General features: G+C 62.6%; 15 protein-coding genes and 1 riboswitch. Of the genes, 11 read left to right on the forward strand and 4 right to left on the reverse strand.

Going from position 1 to position 17,456, the window contains the following annotated elements:
* The 6 genes from GRI69_RS12345 to GRI69_RS12370 form a co-directional block, all read left to right on the forward strand.
* A partial coding sequence (locus GRI69_RS12345) for a calcium-binding protein (RefSeq protein WP_160728591.1) occupies positions 1-629 on the forward strand: 629 nt, incomplete at its 5' end.
* Positions 630-833: 204 nt separating this feature from the next.
* Entirely contained in the window at positions 834-1,958 is a 1,125-nt protein-coding gene (locus tag GRI69_RS12350; RefSeq protein WP_160728592.1) for a GGDEF domain-containing protein, read from the forward strand.
* Positions 1,959-2,128: 170 nt separating this feature from the next.
* Positions 2,129-3,073: a lysozyme gene (locus GRI69_RS12355; protein ID WP_237453097.1), complete on the forward strand. Its 945-nt coding sequence runs from the start codon at positions 2,129-2,131 to the stop codon at positions 3,071-3,073.
* A gap of 59 nt (positions 3,074-3,132) precedes the next feature.
* On the forward strand, positions 3,133-3,675 hold the full coding sequence (gene thpR / locus GRI69_RS12360) for an RNA 2',3'-cyclic phosphodiesterase (RefSeq protein WP_160728593.1): 543 nt from the start codon (positions 3,133-3,135) through the stop codon (positions 3,673-3,675).
* Entirely contained in the window at positions 3,672-4,319 is a 648-nt protein-coding gene (locus tag GRI69_RS12365; RefSeq protein ID WP_160728594.1) for a hypothetical protein, read from the forward strand. Before thpR ends, GRI69_RS12365 begins: the two co-directional genes overlap by 4 nt.
* 154 nt (positions 4,320-4,473) lie before the next feature.
* A complete protein-coding gene (locus tag GRI69_RS12370) occupies positions 4,474-6,744 on the forward strand; it encodes a M3 family metallopeptidase (RefSeq protein ID WP_160728595.1) in 2,271 nt (756 codons plus the stop codon).
* A 1-nt stretch (position 6,745) separates the two neighbouring features.
* Here the strand turns inward: GRI69_RS12370 and GRI69_RS12375 are convergent, their stop codons facing one another.
* Genes GRI69_RS12375 through GRI69_RS12390 form a run of 4 tightly spaced genes read right to left on the reverse strand, consistent with a single transcriptional unit; the run spans position 6,746 to position 11,146 of the window.
* Positions 6,746-7,474, reverse strand: a complete 729-nt coding sequence (locus GRI69_RS12375) for an ABC transporter ATP-binding protein (RefSeq protein WP_419957074.1) — start codon at positions 7,472-7,474, stop codon at positions 6,746-6,748.
* Positions 7,471-8,424 carry an iron chelate uptake ABC transporter family permease subunit gene (locus tag GRI69_RS12380; protein ID WP_160728596.1) on the reverse strand — a complete coding sequence of 318 codons (954 nt, stop codon included), beginning with the start codon at positions 8,422-8,424 and terminating at the stop codon, positions 7,471-7,473. The genes GRI69_RS12375 and GRI69_RS12380 overlap by 4 nt, the downstream gene beginning before the upstream one ends.
* A complete protein-coding gene (locus tag GRI69_RS12385) occupies positions 8,421-9,233 on the reverse strand; it encodes an ABC transporter substrate-binding protein (RefSeq protein ID WP_160728597.1) in 813 nt (270 codons plus the stop codon). Before GRI69_RS12385 ends, GRI69_RS12380 begins: the two co-directional genes overlap by 4 nt.
* Positions 9,230-11,146, reverse strand: a complete 1,917-nt coding sequence (locus tag GRI69_RS12390) for a TonB-dependent receptor domain-containing protein (RefSeq protein WP_160728598.1) — start codon at positions 11,144-11,146, stop codon at positions 9,230-9,232. The genes GRI69_RS12385 and GRI69_RS12390 overlap by 4 nt, the downstream gene beginning before the upstream one ends.
* Positions 11,147-11,237: 91 nt before the next feature.
* Positions 11,238-11,401: riboswitch (cobalamin riboswitch) on the reverse strand.
* Positions 11,402-11,608: 207 nt separating this feature from the next.
* On the opposite strand from GRI69_RS12390, the gene GRI69_RS12395 reads away from it, so the two are divergent.
* From GRI69_RS12395 to GRI69_RS12415, 5 genes are all read left to right on the forward strand, one after another.
* On the forward strand, positions 11,609-11,941 hold the full coding sequence (locus GRI69_RS12395; protein WP_160728599.1) for a hypothetical protein: 333 nt from the start codon (positions 11,609-11,611) through the stop codon (positions 11,939-11,941).
* A gap of 306 nt (positions 11,942-12,247) precedes the next feature.
* Positions 12,248-13,210: a malate dehydrogenase gene (gene mdh / locus GRI69_RS12400; RefSeq protein WP_160728600.1), complete on the forward strand. Its 963-nt coding sequence runs from the start codon at positions 12,248-12,250 to the stop codon at positions 13,208-13,210.
* Positions 13,207-13,698, forward strand: a complete 492-nt coding sequence (locus GRI69_RS16140) for a hypothetical protein (RefSeq protein WP_237453098.1) — start codon at positions 13,207-13,209, stop codon at positions 13,696-13,698. Before mdh ends, GRI69_RS16140 begins: the two co-directional genes overlap by 4 nt.
* A complete protein-coding gene (gene sucD, locus GRI69_RS12410) occupies positions 13,695-14,585 on the forward strand; it encodes a succinate--CoA ligase subunit alpha (RefSeq protein ID WP_160728602.1) in 891 nt (296 codons plus the stop codon). The genes GRI69_RS16140 and sucD overlap by 4 nt, the downstream gene beginning before the upstream one ends.
* A 33-nt stretch (positions 14,586-14,618) precedes the next feature.
* Positions 14,619-17,453 carry a 2-oxoglutarate dehydrogenase E1 component gene (locus GRI69_RS12415; protein WP_160728603.1) on the forward strand — a complete coding sequence of 945 codons (2,835 nt, stop codon included), beginning with the start codon at positions 14,619-14,621 and terminating at the stop codon, positions 17,451-17,453.
* Positions 17,454-17,456: the final 3 nt, after the last annotated feature.

Raw genomic sequence — 17,456 nt, forward strand, 5'->3', positions numbered from 1 at the left:
TGCTGCTCGGCGGCGACGGCATCGACACGCTCTCGGGCAATTCCGGCTTCGACCGCATCTATGGCGGCAGTGGCGGCGACATCATCTCCGGCGGCGCCGACCGCGACCTGTTGTTCGGTGAAGGGGGCGACGACACCATCTCGGGCGATGGCGGGAACGACCTCCTGCAAGGCCACAATGGCGAGGATGTGCTCGATGGAGGGGCCGGCAACGATGTCGTCAACGGCGGCGCGGGTAACGACACTCTGCTGGGCGGTGACGGCGACGATATCCTGATCGGCAACTGGGGCATCGACACGATGACCGGCGGTACGGGCGCGGACACCTTCCTCTTCAAGGCAGGCCATACGGGCAGCTACGCGCACCTTGCCGACACCATCCTCGACTTCAGCCAGGCCGATGGCGACATTATCGACCTCTCGCAGATCGATGCGCTTGCAGGCGGAGGTGACGATGCCTTCGCGTTCATCGGCGATGCAGCCTTCTCCGGCACGGCAGGCGAACTGCGGTACACCGCCACCGAGAATGGCCTGATGGTCGAAGGCGACACCGATGGCGATGGCGTGGCCGATCTCCTCATTGCAGTCGATGGCCTCGCCGATCTGACGATGGACGACTTCGTCTTGTAGCGACCCGACTACCGACCGCGTTCGTGCCTCTCGGTCGATCAGTCGGCTGTATTTGGCAGCATTCGTCTTAGACGGAGAAGTTAACGGGTCTTGCGATTTCGTTAACTTTTCTCCGTTACCTTGCTGCGACGAAGGGGAGGCATCAAGGGATCCAAATTGGCTGCGCATCCGCAACCTACCGCCGGCTCGCGACCGGGCGCGCGCATGACTGTCGATCCACACAAGGTACGACAGGAGTCGATGATCGCCATGCTCGAGCGCGAGCATCGGTCGCTGACCTCAAGCTTCCTTGCGCTTGCGCTGCTGGCCGTGGCTTTCGCGTTCTTTCCCAACAAACTGACCATGTACGCACTGTTGACGCTCAGGCTGGCCTCCTTTGCTTTCACGCGCCGGGCGGCATCCGCACTCGAAAACGCGGTCCGCAAAAGGCGCGAATCCGCTTCGCCCCAACGAACAATGATTATCGCCATGGCCCTGACGGGCATCACATTGGGGTTGATGCTTTTGCCTCCCCCTGCTGATACGCCTTTTGCCGCCGTTCAGATGGTGCGGGCCGTAATACTGATAGCAGTCGCCCTGATCGCTGTTACGCTGGCGGCTATGCCCGCTCCGCGCGATGCCATGCTGGCGAGTTTCTTCGTGACCACCTGTTCGCTGTCGCTTGTCGAGCCCCAACTGGCAAACCCTGCCATTTGGCTGGTTGCCGCAATAATCTGTCTAGGTATTCGGACCTACGCTTCCAGCACCGGCCACCATATCGTGGCTGCGGCCGAAGTGCTGGTCGAAAAGCGCCAGCTTTCGGAAGATCTCTCCATAGCGCTGGCACGTGCCGAATACCTTGGCTCGCGCGACGCGCTCACCGGCCTTGGAAACCGGCGTAAGCTGTTCGAACAGCGCGAAACCGGATGTGCCGATGAATCGCGCCATGTCCTGATGATAGATCTCGATCGGTTCAAGACCATCAATGACGACTTCGGGCACTCGGTTGGCGACCGCGTTCTGGTGGCTGCTGCCGATATCATTCGCGAGAGACTGGCTCAGGCGGGTTCTTCCGACGACCTCGCCTTCCGGCTTGGTGGCGAGGAATTTCTCGTTATCCTGAACCAGGACGACGGCGCTGCAGCACGTCTGTTTGCCGAGGATCTCAGATTGGAAATCGCTGACATCCGTTCGCGTGAAAAGGGGTTGGAAGGCGCGACCATATCGGCCTCGATCGGAATCGCGAGATGGCAACCGGGCGAAGAGTTCGACGATGTCCTCCAGCGCAGCGACGCGGCCTGCTATATGGCAAAGAACACAGGCCGCAATCGCGTGCGCGCCGCCGCCTGAAACGCCACGGCCGGACCGCCACGTGTGGCGCACGAACGGTGAAGCGTGGACCCGATCACCCCTCCCACCCGTTGACTAGATATACCGGGCCCGATGCCTGCAACCCAAGCGCATGCATTTTAGAGGCTCATCCGCGGGACAGAGATTCCTGCGGCATGGAACATCTAGTAATGAGGCGCACGACATTCATGTCAGACAAGCAGAACAGAAAATCGGGCGCGCCAGCCGACCTTTCCCGCATTGCTCCTCCATCGAAGATCTCTATCCAGAGCGAACGACTGAAGGCGCTCATGGCGGAAGTCGATCGGCCGCTCGACAGCGAAAAATGGACTTCGACACCCCATGCGGGTGAACAAAAAGGCGCAGGCTCGTTGCTTTCGCGGATCCGCAGGCATCGGAAGCACCGTGAGGATTTGAAACGTGCGCGGCGTGCCGCGGGCAAGGTGTACAGTGTCAAACCGAACCTTTCGACGCGCAAGCGCGCATCGCTTTTGATGGGTGTCGGTGCCATGAGCCTTGCTGCATTCACCGGCACTCCGGGTCAGAAGACGAATTCACGGAAGAACGATCACATCGAAATGGCGCTGTCGGCCTCCGAAGGTGTGCGCAAACCCGCCTCGCTTTTCAAGGCGAGCGACCAGTTCAAGCAGGCACTGATCGAGGAAGAAGGCGTACGCTACACCGTATATCGCGACGTTGCGGGCTATCCCACTGTGGGCATCGGCCACCTCATCAGGCCAGCCGACAAACTCCGCCTCGGAGACCGTATCAGCGACCAGCAGGCGCTCGATTTTCTTGACCAGGATCTCGCCATCGCCGAGCGCGGCGTGCGCATTCTGGTGGGCGATCTCCCGCTGCACCAGCATGAATTCGATGCCTTGCTCGACCTTGTATACAATGTTGGGCTCGGAAACGTATCGCAAAGCGAAAGTCCGCGGCTGAACGCGGCGATCCAATCGCGTGATTACGATGCGATTTCGGACGAATTGAACTATACTCATGCTGGCGGCAGGGTGGCACGCGGGCTGGAGTTCCGGTCCGAACGCCGCGAACAGATTTTCCTGGATGCGTCATACGAAGATCCGCGCGAAACCGGTTCTTCAAACCTGTCCTAAGGTGTAATTCCAGGCCGACATCAACTTTCCGTGCCTCCGCCGCACGCCAGACCGTATAAATGAGCCACCGCCTCTTCTTCGCAATCCGTCCGCCCGCCTCGGTCCGCGATGCTATTATCGATATCGAGGCCGAGATCGATAACGCCCGCTGGCAGGATGAAGACCAGTTGCATCTCACGCTGCGCTACATCGGCGATGTCGAAACGCATCTTGCGGACGATCTGGCGGATGCGGCCGCATCGCTCCGCTTCGATCCATTCGAACTGCGCGTTGCGGGGTGCGGTCACTTCGAGAAAAAGGGCAGACCTACTTCGGTATGGGCAGGAATAGCGCCGAGCGAGCCTCTTGTCCGGCTACAGCGGAAACTGGAGCAAATCTGCGTCAAATGCGGCCTCCCCGCCGAGACCCGTAAGTTCGCGCCCCATATTACCGTGGCGAGGCTCAACAGCTCGAGCGAAAGCCCTGCGCCCTTTCTTGCACGCCATGCCGGGCTCGACCTTGGCCCGTGGACGGTCGATAGCTATATCCTTTACCAAAGCCACTTGCGGGACCAGGGCTCGCTCTACGAACCCATCCTCACCTACCAAGCCGCAAACCAATGATCGCGAACCGCTTGAAATCTTCCTCGACGCTCCTGCTGGGCGCCCTCGCCTGCTCGTGTTCGCCCGTTTCGAGCGAGACGAAGTCGGGGGATGCTGCCCGGCAGGAACTGCTTGAAACCGTTGAAGCGCAGGCCAGCCCCGATCCCGGCGAGAACTGCCTCCTGATGGTATGGTCCGAGCAGGACGATCCGAATATCGAATTCGACCGTGCCAACGATGCCGTGAAAGGCGGCGCGATTTCCTGCGCTACAGGCGCGAGCCCGAGCCAGTTCGAAGCTGCCATTTCGGCCCTGCGAGAAGCTGCGCGCAGCGGCGACAGGGCGCGGATCCTCGAACAGGTCGGCATACCGCTGCTCTACATCGACGAGGATGGCGAGCGCCGGGAACTGAGCGAGGACCAGATAGATTCCCTGTTCGACGAGGTGTTCGACGAAACTTTGCTCGACATGCTGCAACGTCTCGACCTGTCCCAGATGACCGTCGAGAAGGATCAGGGTGCCTTTTTCGAACTCGGCTCGCTCTGGCTGGTGGTCGACGACAGCGGGCAGCCCCGCGTGATGACCGTCAATCGCCAGGCGCTGGACGAAGCCGCGGCAACGGCGCGCGACCAGGCTGAACGCGGAGCGGGCGAACCTCTCGATTGATCCATACCCGTCATTCGTAGACGAAAATAGCCCGTTCGACCGTCACCGCTTGCTTGCATCGGGCCATTCAGTCTGGTGCAATGGTCGCAAATGCAACCAACGCACATGTCAGTGCGTTAGCATTGAAGCGTTCGTTATTATTACTGGAGAGACCATGAAGGCCCATATCCTGGCCACGACAGCCGCAGCCGCCCTACTTTCAGCCTGCACCACCGCACCCGGGGGAGAAATCGAGCCGATGGCCGATGCCGATGTCAGCGATTCCGCAGATATTCCCGAAGGTACGGGGTATTTCGCTTCCGAAAGCTCGCTTCCCTTCCACGCGCCCGATTTCACCAAGATTTCGGAAGACGATTACATCCCTGCCTTCGAGCAGGGCATGGCAATCCAGCGGGCCGAAGTGCAGGCGATCATCGACAATCCCGCCGCTCCGACTTTCGACAATACCATCGTCGCGCTGGAAAAGTCCGGCCAGATGCTCGGCCGCGTGGGAACGGTCTTCTTCGCCCTGACCGGTTCGAACACGACCGACCGACTCGACGAAATCAACACCGACATCAGCCCCAGGCTTTCCGCGCATTCGGACAGCATTTCGCTCAATCCCGAACTCTTCGCGCGGGTCAAGGCAGTCTATGACAACCGTGCGGCAATGGCGATGACGCCCGAAGATGCCGCCCTGCTCGAAGATACGTATGAAGGCATGGTCCACGCGGGTGCGATGTTGACCGATGCCCAACGTGAACGCGTGAAGGCGATCAATACCGAACTGTCGACGGTCACGACCGAATTCAGCCAGCTCGCCCGCAACGCGATGAGCGAGCAGACGGTGTTCTTCGACACCCGTGCCGAACTGGCCGGCCTGTCCGATTCCGACATCCAGTCGGCTGCGGATCTCGCGGCCGAAAAGGGCCAGCCGGGCAAATTCGCCATCGCGCTTCAGAACACAACGCAGCAGCCGCTCCTGCCGAGCATGGAAAACCGCGCTGCGCGCGAGAAGCTGTTCAAGGCAAGCTATAACCGCGCCGACGGCACCACATCCATCGACACTCGTCCGCTGGTCGCCAAGATTGCTGCTCTCCGCGCCGAAAAGGCCGCCCTGTTCGGCGAACCCGACTGGGCGAGCTACACCATGTACGACCGCATGGTGGATTCCCCGCAGGCCGCACTCGACTTCATGAGCCAGATGGTCCCTGCCCTCGCCGCGACACAGCGCCGCGAAGCCGCCTTGCTGAACGAAAAAATCCGCGAGGAAGGCGAGAACTTCGACGTCCAGCCGTGGGACTGGTATCGTTATGCCAACATGGTCAAGGCCGAGCGTTACGAGGTCGATGACGATGAGGTGATGCAGTATTTCCAGCTCGAAAAGGTGCTGGAAGACGGCGTCTTCTACATGGCCAACAAGCTTTATGGCCTGAACTTCGAGCGCCGCACGGACATTCCCGTCTATCATCCCGATGTGTGGACCTATACGGTGTTCGATCGCGACGGCAGCGAACTCGGCCTGTTCTACTTCGACCCGTTCCAGCGCCCTTCGAAGCGCGGCGGGGCATGGATGAGTAATTTCGTCGACCAGAGTTTCCTCTGGAACAACAAGCCGGTAATCTACAATGTTCTTAACATTCCGAAGGCACCGGCAGGCGAGCCGCAACTGGTAAGCTTCGACTGGGTCAACACGACCTTCCACGAGTTCGGCCACGCACTACATGGTTTCTTCGCGAACCAGAAATATCCGAGCCTGTCGGGTACGGCCACAGCGCGCGACTTCGTGGAATACCCGAGCCAGGTCCACGAAATGTGGATGACACATCCGGAAGTGCTGGCGAACTACGCCAAGCACTATGAAACCGGTGAGACGATCCCGACCGAGCTGGTCGAGAAAATAGAAGCGGCTAGCAAGTTCAACCAGGGTTATGATTTCGGCGAAGTGGTCGAGGCCGCCCTGCTCGACATGAAATGGCATGCGCTGACGGCCGATCAGGCTGCAGCTATCGACATGCCGGAGGAAGTCTCTGCCTATCAGGCACAGGCACTGTCCGAACTCGGCCTCGAAGTGGCTCTGGTTCCTCCGCGTTACCGGACCAGCTACTTCAACCACATCTTCTCGTCGCCGGCAGGCTATAGCGCAGGCTATTACAGCTATCTGTGGACGCAGATGCTCGACCATGACAGCCGCAACTGGTTCCGCGAGAACGGCGGGCTGACGCGCGAGAATGGCGATCATTATCGCGAAACCGTGCTCAGCCGCGGCGGCACGATGGATTACGGCGAAATGTACCGCAATTTCGCGGGCCGCGATCCGAACGTGCGCTACATGCTCGAAGCGCTGGGTCTGGTCGCAAGCAGCGGCGAAGACGAGAACGCAACGCCCGGTGCCAGCGACGGAGCCCTTCCGCCCGAGACAGTCGGTAGCGGTTCAGGCGAGTAAATCAGCCGGTAATCAGCGCCCGCGCGCCCGGATCGCCGATCCAGCGCGCGGGAACGCCCCAGACGCGCTCGACCACCCGTTGGTCGAGCGCGTTTTCGCATGCGCCCTCCGCTGCGATCTTGCCCCGGTCGAGGACGATCACGCGGTCCGCATGGTTCATCGCATGGGCCAGATCGTGGAGAACGACGACCACTCCCACACCCCGCCCAGCGGTGGCGCTCAGGTGCCGGATCAGCGCAAGCTGGTGCGCAATGTCGAGCGCGGCAAGCGGCTCGTCGGCGAGAATCCATTCCGGCTGTCCGGCCAGAACGCGTGCGAGGAGAACCCGTGCCGTCTCGCCGCCCGACAGGGTCTGGGCGCGGCGCTCGGCGAATTGCGCGGCATCGACGGCGTCCAGCGCCGCATCGACAGGACCGGCAAGCGTATCTCCATGCGGCATCCGGCCCAGCGCGACGAGGCTGCGAACCGAAACGTCCCAGGCGATTTCATGCGCCTGCGGGAGATAGCCGAGCCGTTTCGCCCGTTCGCGCGGCTTGATCTGTGAAAGGTCGGTTCCGCCCAGCGAAACCGTCCCGCTGTCCGGCGACAACAGGCCGGCCATTGCTTCGAGAAGCGTGGACTTTCCCGCACCGTTCGGACCGCATATCGCGGTGATGGTGCCGGGTTCGAGCGCAAGCGAAATGTCTTCGATGCGGTTGCCGACCGTCAATCCTGAGGTCTCCAGCATCATGCGAGCCCCCTGCGCATCCGCAGCAGCAACCAGAGGAAAAACGGGGCGCCGAGCAGGCTGAGCGCGATCCCGAGGCGCAGTTCGGTGACTAGAGGTAGAATCCGCACGAGGCTGTCGGCGACGAGCACGAGCAGTGCTCCCGCTAGTGCGCTCGGAACGATCAGCTGCGAAGGCCTGCGGTCGGTCAGGGGGCGGACGAGATGGGGAACGATCAGACCAACGAAACCGATGATCCCTGCCACCGCCACGCTGGCTCCGACGGTCAGCCCGATGCCGAGAATGAGCAGCCAGAGCAGGCGCGACGTGTCGATCCCCAGCGACCGCGCAACCGGCTCGCCCAGCGTGAGCGCATCGAGCGAACGTCCGGTGCGCCAGAGGAGCAGCACGCCGAGTGCGACCAGCGGCCCCGAGAGCCAGACTTCGCGCCAGCTGCGATCTGTCAGCGCGCCGTTGAGCCACAACACGATCTCGCTCATGGCGAAAGCGTTCGGCGCCATGCTGATGGCGAGCGCGGTCAAGGCTCCGGCGAGGCTCGCCACCATCAGGCCCGCGAGCGTGAACAAGGCAATACCGCCCGTCCGCCCGGCAATCGCAGCCAGCAGTGCCATGGCCCCGCCCGCGCCGATCAGCGCGAAGAGCGGCAGCAGCCACGCACTCGCCGTATAGCCGAACCAGAGCGCGACCACCGCGCCCAGTGCTGCGCCGGGGGCGATACCGAACAGGCCGGGATCGGCCAGCGGGTTGCGGAGATAGCCCTGCATCGCAGCGCCCGCCGCGCCCAGTCCGCCGCCGACGATGATCGCGAGCACCGCGCGCGGAAGGCGCAGCTCGCCGAGGATCAGCGCGGCATTGGGAGTGGTCGCCGGGTCCAGCCACACACGGCCGGCCAGGAGCGAAAGCGGCAGGGCAAGCGCGAGGAGCAGGGCGAATACGAGCGTCGCGCGGTTCACGAGACCGTATCCCTGATCGTCTTCAGCCGCCGGGCAGCGCGGATAATAGTCGGGCCGCCGCAATAGATTAGGCGCGTGTCGAAGTCGGCTCGCGCCATCCCGTCGATACTGTCCAGCACCGGATGCCTCTGGCCCGCCTCGCTCCCGGCGACCAGCAGCACTTGCGGCGGATCGGCAACCACCTGTTCGAGCGAGAGATAGTCCGCCTGCGCCATGCCGCGCGCGGCGGAATAACTGGCGAAACCCGTGCGCTGCAGAATGTCGCTCACCAGCGAGGCTTCACCGGGTACGATGCCGCCCGGTTGCCACAATGCTGCTTCGACAGGCTTTGCGGTGTCCGCCACTTCCGAAAGAGCCAGTTCGATCCGCTTTACCAGAACCTCGCCCTTTTCGGGGTTGCTTAGCAGTGCAGCGAGTTCGCGGATCTGTGCAATACTTGACGCGACATCCGCAGTGCCCCCGAACGTCACCACCCGCAGGCCCAGGTCCTCCAGCGCGGCGCGGGTAGCGGGCGCAATGAATGTGCTCGCCACGACCACGTCGGGATCGAGGGCGAGCACTTCCTCCACCGTGCCGCCGGTCGCGGGAACCCGCGCAGCGTCCTCCGCCGACATCGAACTTGCCCGCGGGTCCTTGCTGTAGTGCGAAATCGCCAGCAACTGGCCCGGCTCGGCCACTTCGGCGAGGATCGCGTCGGTGCAAGGGTTGAGGCTGACGACCGTCGGTCGATCGTCCGGAGAACCGCGCCCCGGCCCCGCCCCCGCACAACCGGCGAGCAGCAGGGCCAGAACGGGCAGCAGGCGGATCACATCTTCGCCCGTATTCCGCCGAAGACGCCGCGCCCCGCGGTGCCATAACCGGCAACCGTCTGGTATTCGGTGTCGAAGACGTTCTCTACCCGTCCGAACAGTTCCAGACTATCGCCGATGCCGAAGGAGGCGCGCACATCGAGCAGTTCGTATCCGGCCAGCCGGTTGGTGTTCGCGGCATTGTCCCAGCTCGGGCCGACGATACGCAGGTCCGCGCCAAGGCCGAGGCCGAAGCTGCTCTCCCAATCAGCATAGATCGTCCCGAAATGGTCGGGCCGCCGCGCAAGGTCCAGTCCGGTCATGCGGTCTTCCGCCTCGACATAGGAGTAGATGCCCGCAAGGCGCAGGCCGGGTGCCAGGTCGATGCCCGCCTCTGCCTCGATACCCTGCGCGCGCGCCTGCGCCGTGTTGAGATAGACGCCCGACGGCCGGTCGGCAATAAAGCCGAAGCCGATCAGATTGTCGCTGTCGCGGCGGAAACCGGTGAGCGCGAGGTGCAGGCCGGATTCGCGCTGGCCGTTCTCCACGCCCAGATCGAAGCTGGTGCTTTCCTCGGGCTGAAGGTCTTCGTTCCCGTAGAAGGAAAGCAGCTGGTAGAGCGTGGGTGCCTTGAAGCCTTCGCCGACACTCGCGCGCACGCGCCAGTCGCCTGCGAAACCATAGCTCAGATCGCCGCCGAAGCTGGTCTGCGAACCGAACAGTTCGTGATCGTCCACGCGGGCTCCGGCATGTGCCGCAAGATTGCCCATGACCCAGCCGAGCTGCGCATAGGCGCCGCTGATTTCGGTTTCGGCAGCATTGTCGAAACTGGTAACAAAGCTGGTCCATTCGTGATCGCCGCCAAACGCCAGCGAGAGGCCGCCGAGCAGGCGATATTCGCCGCGCAGCGAGAGCCGCTCCGAATGGCCGTCGCTGCCGAAGGTCTCCGCGCCGTCCCCGTCGCGATTGCTGCGCTCGGTGTCCGACAGGCTGTAGGCCGCGCGCAGGGTCAGGTCGTTACCGTAATAGGCAAGGCCCACATCGCCCCAATAGCGCGTGGTTTTCTGCATGTCGTCGCTATCGGCAGGGCTGAAATCGGTGGAGGAAAAGCCGTCGATCTCGACCTCTCCCTCGGCGAAATTGGCGTGGGCGAAGGCTTCCAGGCTCGGCGTCAGGTTGACGAAGGCGGTCGAGCCGATGGCGAATTGCTGCGAACCGTCGGCTTCCGTCCCCGATGCGGCGGCGGAAAATCCGTCCGTCTCGTACCATGAGGACGTCAGGCCGAAGAACACATCGTCATCGCCCGTCCCTGCAGCGGCGCTGGCAAACAGCGTGTCACGCGCGCCATATTCGACGCTGCCGGTCATGCCGCGTTCGGTGCGGGTGGAGATATCGACCACGCCGCCCACGGCTTCCGAGCCCCAGATTGTGCTGTTTGAGCCCCGCAGGACATCGATCTTGCCTGCGGTCCCGAGCAAGAGATTGCCAAAATCGAACCCGCCCGAAGGGCTGGCTTGATCGGCCACGCGCACACCGTCGACCAGTACCAGGAGCTGGTCCGCATTCGCGCCGCGGACATTGACGCTGGTCACCGTGCCGACAGGCCCGCTGCGCGAGAAGGACAGCCCCGGCACCCGGGCCAGCGCATTGGCCGGATCGGCGCCCTGGAGTGTCTCGATCTCCTCGCGGTCGATCACGGTGATGGACTGGCCGGTGTTGCGCAGGTCCGTTCCCAGACCGTTGGCGGTCACGGTGATGACGGATTCGCTGGCGGGCTGGCGCGTCTGAACATAGACTTCTTCGCCGACCGGCTCAGGCTCACCCTCGGCGTCCTGGCGCTCGATGATCTCGGCCAACGCTTCTTCGCTTGCAGTCTGCGCATGAACGGCTGCAGGGACCGCCGAAGCGGTGAGCAAAAACAGGTACTTGTACACAATTCCTCCTATCACGAACGAACGCCGCTCATGACGGGAGGAAGCCTGGATCGACTCCGTCCCCGCTTGCCATCGGTACACCCCGCCCGCGGCCGAACGACTAGTACAGGCAGGTCTCCTGGCTCCCGGATCATCGGCCCTGCTCCACCTTCCCGCTTTCGCAGTGGCACTTCGGAGCGCGCCTAGCCGGTCACAGTTGCGGGGGCAGCCGCGGTATCGCACCGCGTTCCCTTGACCCGTACCAATGCGCTTCCTCTAGCCATGCGGTGGCCGAAGGACAAGACGCTTCGCCGCGCCCCCGATCGACACGGCGGCAAGCCAGCACCTCCGTAATAGCACCGGCAGCAGCTTTAATATTGCGGCAAGCATGCTGCGGAACCGAAGTTTAGCAAGCTGGCCTTATAAAGTGTCCTAGCCGGAACGCTGGATGAGCCAGCGGCCACCACGGGGAGCATGATCGAAATGACCGTTCGTTTTGCGTCTGCGCGCTGCGCCGCGCGTTCGCCCCTTGCCAGGGTCCTCAGCCGCGGGGAAATCGGTGCGGCCGCCAACGATAGTGCGGGACAGGAGGCCCGGAAGATCATGAGCGATACGACGAAAGCTGCCTTGCACCATTTTGCCGAACACGGACTTCGCGCCGTTCCGGTCGCCCTGACCAATGCCACATTGGCTGCTTCGGCTGCGCATGAGGAAGACTATCGCCACTGGCTCGGCATCGCCCATGAACTCGACGCGGGTGCAGCGGCACGGTTCGAAGCCGCGCGCCGTCCGGTCGAAGATCGCCTGATCGGGTAGCCGCTTCCGCCGGTCGCAAGTCCGGTTCCAAAGGCCCCCGTATCGGCTATCTTCCCGAACGTTGGGGAACCGGTGCGCGACCCCGACCGTCTACCCATTACGGACCTCTCTACGACAACTTAATGCTACTGCGAACTATTTGCAAAGATAGTTGGTTTGTGCCGGGTCTTTGCGGTTGCAATCCCCCTCTCCCAAGCCTAGGTCGCCACCCGAAACACCGGGCGCGCGTACCCACGCGGGACTTACGTGCGCCATAGCGGTCCAGGCATTTACGGTCCCGCGACGCTCGGAAGGACGCATCCCCCAATGGCACGCAAGAAGATCGCGCTTATCGGCTCCGGCATGATCGGCGGAACCCTCGCCCATCTCGCCGCAAAAAAGGAAATGGGCGACATCGTCCTGTTCGACATCGCCGAAGGCATGCCGCAGGGCAAGGCGCTCGATCTCAGCCAGTGCGGCCCGATCGAAGGTTTCGACGCGAAGATCACCGGCACCAACGATTACGCCGATATCGCCGGCGCGGACGTGGTGATCGTGACCGCAGGCGTGCCGCGCAAGCCCGGCATGAGCCGCGACGACCTGCTCGGCATCAACCTCAAGGTGATGAAGGCCGTCGGCGAAGGCATCAAGAACAACTGCCCCGACGCGTTCGTGATCTGCATCACCAACCCGCTCGACGCGATGGTCTGGGCGCTGCGCGAATTCAGCGGCCTGCCGCACAAAAAGGTCGTCGGCATGGCCGGCGTATTGGACAGCGCGCGTTTCGCCACTTTCCTCGCGTGGGAATTCGACGTGTCGGTGAAGGACGTGAACGCCTTCGTCCTCGGCGGCCACGGGGATACCATGGTGCCCGTCTCCAGCTACACCACGATCAACGGCATTCCGGTCAACGACTTCGCCAAGATCAAGGGCGTGTCGGCAAGCCGCATCGACGAAATCGTGGACCGCACCCGCAAGGGCGGCGGTGAAATCGTCGGCCTGCTCGGCAACGGCTCCGCCTATTACGCCCCCGCAACCAGCGCGATCGCCATGGCCGAAGCCTATCTCGGTGACACCAAGCGTATCCTGCCCTGCGCCAGCTATGTCGAAGGCAAGTACGGTCTCGACGGGCTCTATGTCGGCGTCCCGACCATGATCGGCGCAGGCGGCACCGAAGAGGTGATCGAGATCGAACTGTCGGACGAAGAAAAGAGCAATCTCAAGGTCTCCACCGACGCGGTCGAAGAACTGCTGGAGGCCTGCAGGGGTCTGGACGAGAGCTTGACGTGATGCGATTTCCACCCTTCGTTGGGGTAGCGGCGCTTCTGGTTCCGGCAAGCGCCCTAGCCCAACCGACGGTCACAGAGCCGCCTAAAGTCGTTGCCGCTATCAAAGATTGCGCTCAGGCGACAACAGGCGAAGGTCTGGAGGAGAATCTACTCGTGTCGCTCGGATGGCAGGAGGTAGAGGTCGATATGACCGACAATCCGCTACCGGAAAAGCCTACTGTCTTTGGCAAAGATAGAACTCACCCGCTCATCAGGATCGTGTTCAATGAAGGGGGAAGCAGCGGCTGCTTGGTTGAAGGTTGGCTTGCCGATGAGTCGACGACACAATCGCTAGATACCGTGCTCGTCGAGAAGTTCGGTGAAGCCAAACCCCATGAGGGTATGCGAGCCCATTATTTCGACAACGCGGTGGCAATGGTTTTGCCCGAACCAATGCTATCGAATTCCGATTTCCGAATAATTGTTACTGAAGCAGGAGAGGCCGAATGAGCATCCTCGTAGACAAGAACACCAAGGTCATCACCCAGGGGATGACCGGCGACACGGGCACTTTCCACACGCAGCAGGCGCTCGATTACGGGACGCAGATGGTTGCTGGTGTGACGCCCGGCAAAGGCGGCACCACGCATATCGGCCTGCCCAATTTCAACACCGTGCGCGAAGCCAAGGCCGAAACCGGTGCGACCGCTTCTTGCATCTACGTTCCGCCGCCGTTCGCCGCTGACGCAATCTGCGAAGCGATCGATGCCGAGATGGAACTGATCGTCTGCATCACCGAAGGCATTCCGGTGCTCGACATGGTGCGCGTCAAGGCTGCGCTCGAAGGTTCGAAGTCGCGCCTGATCGGTCCAAACTGCCCCGGCGTCCTGACCCCTGAAGAATGCAAGATCGGCATCATGCCCGGTTCCATCTTCAAGAAGGGCAGCGTCGGCGTGGTCTCGCGCTCGGGCACGCTGACCTACGAAGCCGTTCACCAGACCACCATGGTCGGCCTCGGCCAGACCACTGCGGTCGGCATTGGCGGCGACCCGGTCAACGGGACCAATTTCATCGACGTGCTCGACCTCTTCCTCGACGACGATGCTACGAAGTCGATCATCATGATCGGCGAAATCGGCGGCAGCGCGGAAGAAGAAGCAGCCGAATTCATCAAGGAACAGGCAGCAAAGGGCCGCCAGAAGCCGATGGTCGGTTTCATCGCGGGTCGCACGGCGCCTCCGGGCCGCCGCATGGGCCATGCCGGTGCAATCGTTTCGGGCGGCAAAGGCGGCGCGGACGACAAGATCGCTGCGATGGAAGCTGCGGGAATTCGCGTTTCGCCCTCCCCCAGCGAACTTGGCACGACGCTTGATGCGATGCTGAAGGAACTGGCGTAACCGCCAAACGCTCCTTCTCCATGAGGACTGATAATGGGTAACGAGAGCCAGAACTTCCTGCCCGAAATGGGCGACCAGGAAGGCCCGCAAGCCGGACCCAGCTGGGGCAATCCCCGCTGGCTGGCAGAGGTGGTCGACAGCGGCGCGGATCTTACCGCGGCGCTTGATCCCACGCAGATGCGGCTCGCGGTCGCGCAGGCAGCCGAAAAGGCCGGCAAGCCGAATGATCCGAAGGCGATCGCGCAGGCTGCCGACGACAGCATCCGTGCGATGCTGCTGGTGCGCCTCTACCGCGTGCGCGGCCACCTTGCGGCCGATCTCGATCCGCTGGGGCTGTCGCACCGCAATATCCCCGAGGACCTTACGCTGGAATGGCACGAGTTCGCCGGACAGGAGGACCGCGAGGTCTATGTCGGCGGCGTGTTCGGTTTCGAATGGGTAACGGTGGGCGAGCTCTACCGCGTGCTGCGCGAAACCTATTGCGGCAAGGTCGGCCTCGAATACATGCATATCTCGGACACCGAGGAACGCCGGTTCCTGCAGGATAAGTTCGAGACGCCCGAGGATACGATCCAGTTCACCGAGGAAGGCAAGCGCGCCATCCTCGCCGCCGTGATCCGCGGCGAGCAGTACGAGAAGTTCCTCGGCAAGAAATACGTCGGTACCAAACGTTTCGGCCTCGATGGCGGCGAGAGCATGATCCCCGCGCTCGAAGCCGTGATCAAGTACGGCGGCCAGCTCGGCGTGCGCGAAATCATCTACGGCATGGCCCACCGCGGCCGGCTGAACGTCCTCGCGAACGTGATGGGCAAGCCCTACAAGGTCATCTTCCACGAATTCTCGGGCGGTTCGTCCAACCCCGACGATGTTGGTGGTTCGGGCGATGTGAAATACCACCTCGGCACCAGCACCGATCGTACCTTCGACGGCATCGACGTGCATATGAGCCTCGTGCCCAACCCGAGCCATCTGGAAGCGGTGAACCCGGTCGTGCTCGGCAAGACCCGCGCGCAGCAGGCGATCCGTGACGATCTGAAGCAGCACGAGCAGGTCCTGCCGGTGCTTCTCCACGGCGATGCCGCCTTTGCCGGACAGGGCATCGTGTGGGAATGCCTCGGCTTCTCGGGCGTTCGCGGTTACAACACCGGCGGCTGCCTGCACTTCGTCATCAATAACCAGATCGGTTTCACCACCAGCCCGCAGTTCGGCCGGTCGAGCCCCTATCCGAGCGACGTCGCCAAGGGCATTCAGGCACCGATCCTGCACGTCAACGGAGACGATCCTGAAGCGGTAACCTTCGCCTGCAAGCTCGCGATCGAATATCGTCAGACCTTCGGCCGCGACATCGTGATCGACATGTGGTGCTATCGCCGCTTCGGCCACAACGAGGGCGACGAGCCGAAATTCACCCAGCCGCTGATGTATGACGCGATCCGCGCCCATCCCAAGGTGAGCGAGCTCTACACGAAGCGCCTCGAAGACGAAGGCGTGATCGAGAAGGGCTATGCCGACGGGCTGTGCGAGGAATTCAACGCGCATCTCGAGGAAGAATTCGCCGCCGCCAAGGACTACAAGCCCGACGAGGCCGACTGGTTCGGTGGACGCTGGGCGGGCATGAACAAGCCTGCCGATCCGGAAACCGCGCGCCGCAACGTCGAAACCGCGATCGAGAAGAAGCTGTTCGACAGCCTCGGCCGGGCGCTGACCACCGTTCCGGATGACATCACGATCCACAAGACGCTGGGCCGCGTTCTCGATGCCAAGCGCGAAATGTTCGCCAGCGGCGAAGGGTTCGACTGGGCAACCGGCGAAGCGCTGGCTTTCGGCAGTCTCGTGACCGAAGGCTTCGGTGTCCGCCTGTCGGGCCAGGATTCGGGCCGCGGGACGTTCAGCCAGCGGCACGCCGTCTGGATCGACCAGAAGGACGAGCGCAAATACATCCCGCTTACCACGTTGCCGCACGGCAAGTTCGAGGTCTATGACAGCCCGCTTTCCGAATACGGCGTGTTGGGCTTCGAATACGGTTTCGCCATGGCGGACCCGAAATCGCTGGTGATGTGGGAAGCGCAGTTCGGCGACTTCGTAAACGGCGCGCAGATCATCATCGACCAGTTCCTTGCCGCGGGCGAAGTCAAATGGCTGCGTGCGAACGGCCTCGTCCTGCTGCTGCCGCATGGCTACGAAGGCCAGGGGCCGGAACACAGCTCCGCGCGTCTCGAGCGTTTCCTGCAGCTGTGCGCCAACGACAACATGCAGGTGATGAACATCACCACCCCCGCGAACTATTTCCACGCGCTGCGCCGCCAGATGCTGCGCCCGTTCCGCAAGCCGATGGTCATCATGACGCCCAAGTCGCTGCTGCGCCACCCGCTGGCGAAGTCGAATGCCGAAGACTTCATGGGCGACCATCACTTCATGCGCATCAAGTCGGACCTGACCGAGATCGACGACAAGAAGGTGAAGCGCCTGGTGCTCTGCAGCGGCAAGGTCTCATACGACCTGATGCAGCGGCGCAACGAAGCGGAGCTCGACGACGTTTCCATCGTCCGGATCGAGCAACTTTACCCCTTCCCGGGCGAGCCTCTCGCCGTTCGGCTCGAACGCATGCCCAACCTGGAGACCATCGTCTGGTGCCAGGAAGAGCCCAAGAACAACGGCGCGTGGTTCTTCGTCGATCGCCTGATCGAGGAAGCCGCAGACAAGGCCGGCAAGAAGGGGATGCGCCCCTGCTATGCCGGACGCGAAGTGGCCGCATCGCCCGCCACCGGCTTTGCCAGCCGCCACCAGATCCAGCAGGAAGCGCTCGTCAACATCGCGCTCGGGCTGAATGGCGGCGATGTCCCCAACGTTCGCAGCGATTGCAATTGATCG

The organism is Qipengyuania vulgaris (genome assembly GCF_009827325.1).
Classification (GTDB): Bacteria; Pseudomonadota; Alphaproteobacteria; order Sphingomonadales; family Sphingomonadaceae; genus Qipengyuania; species Qipengyuania vulgaris.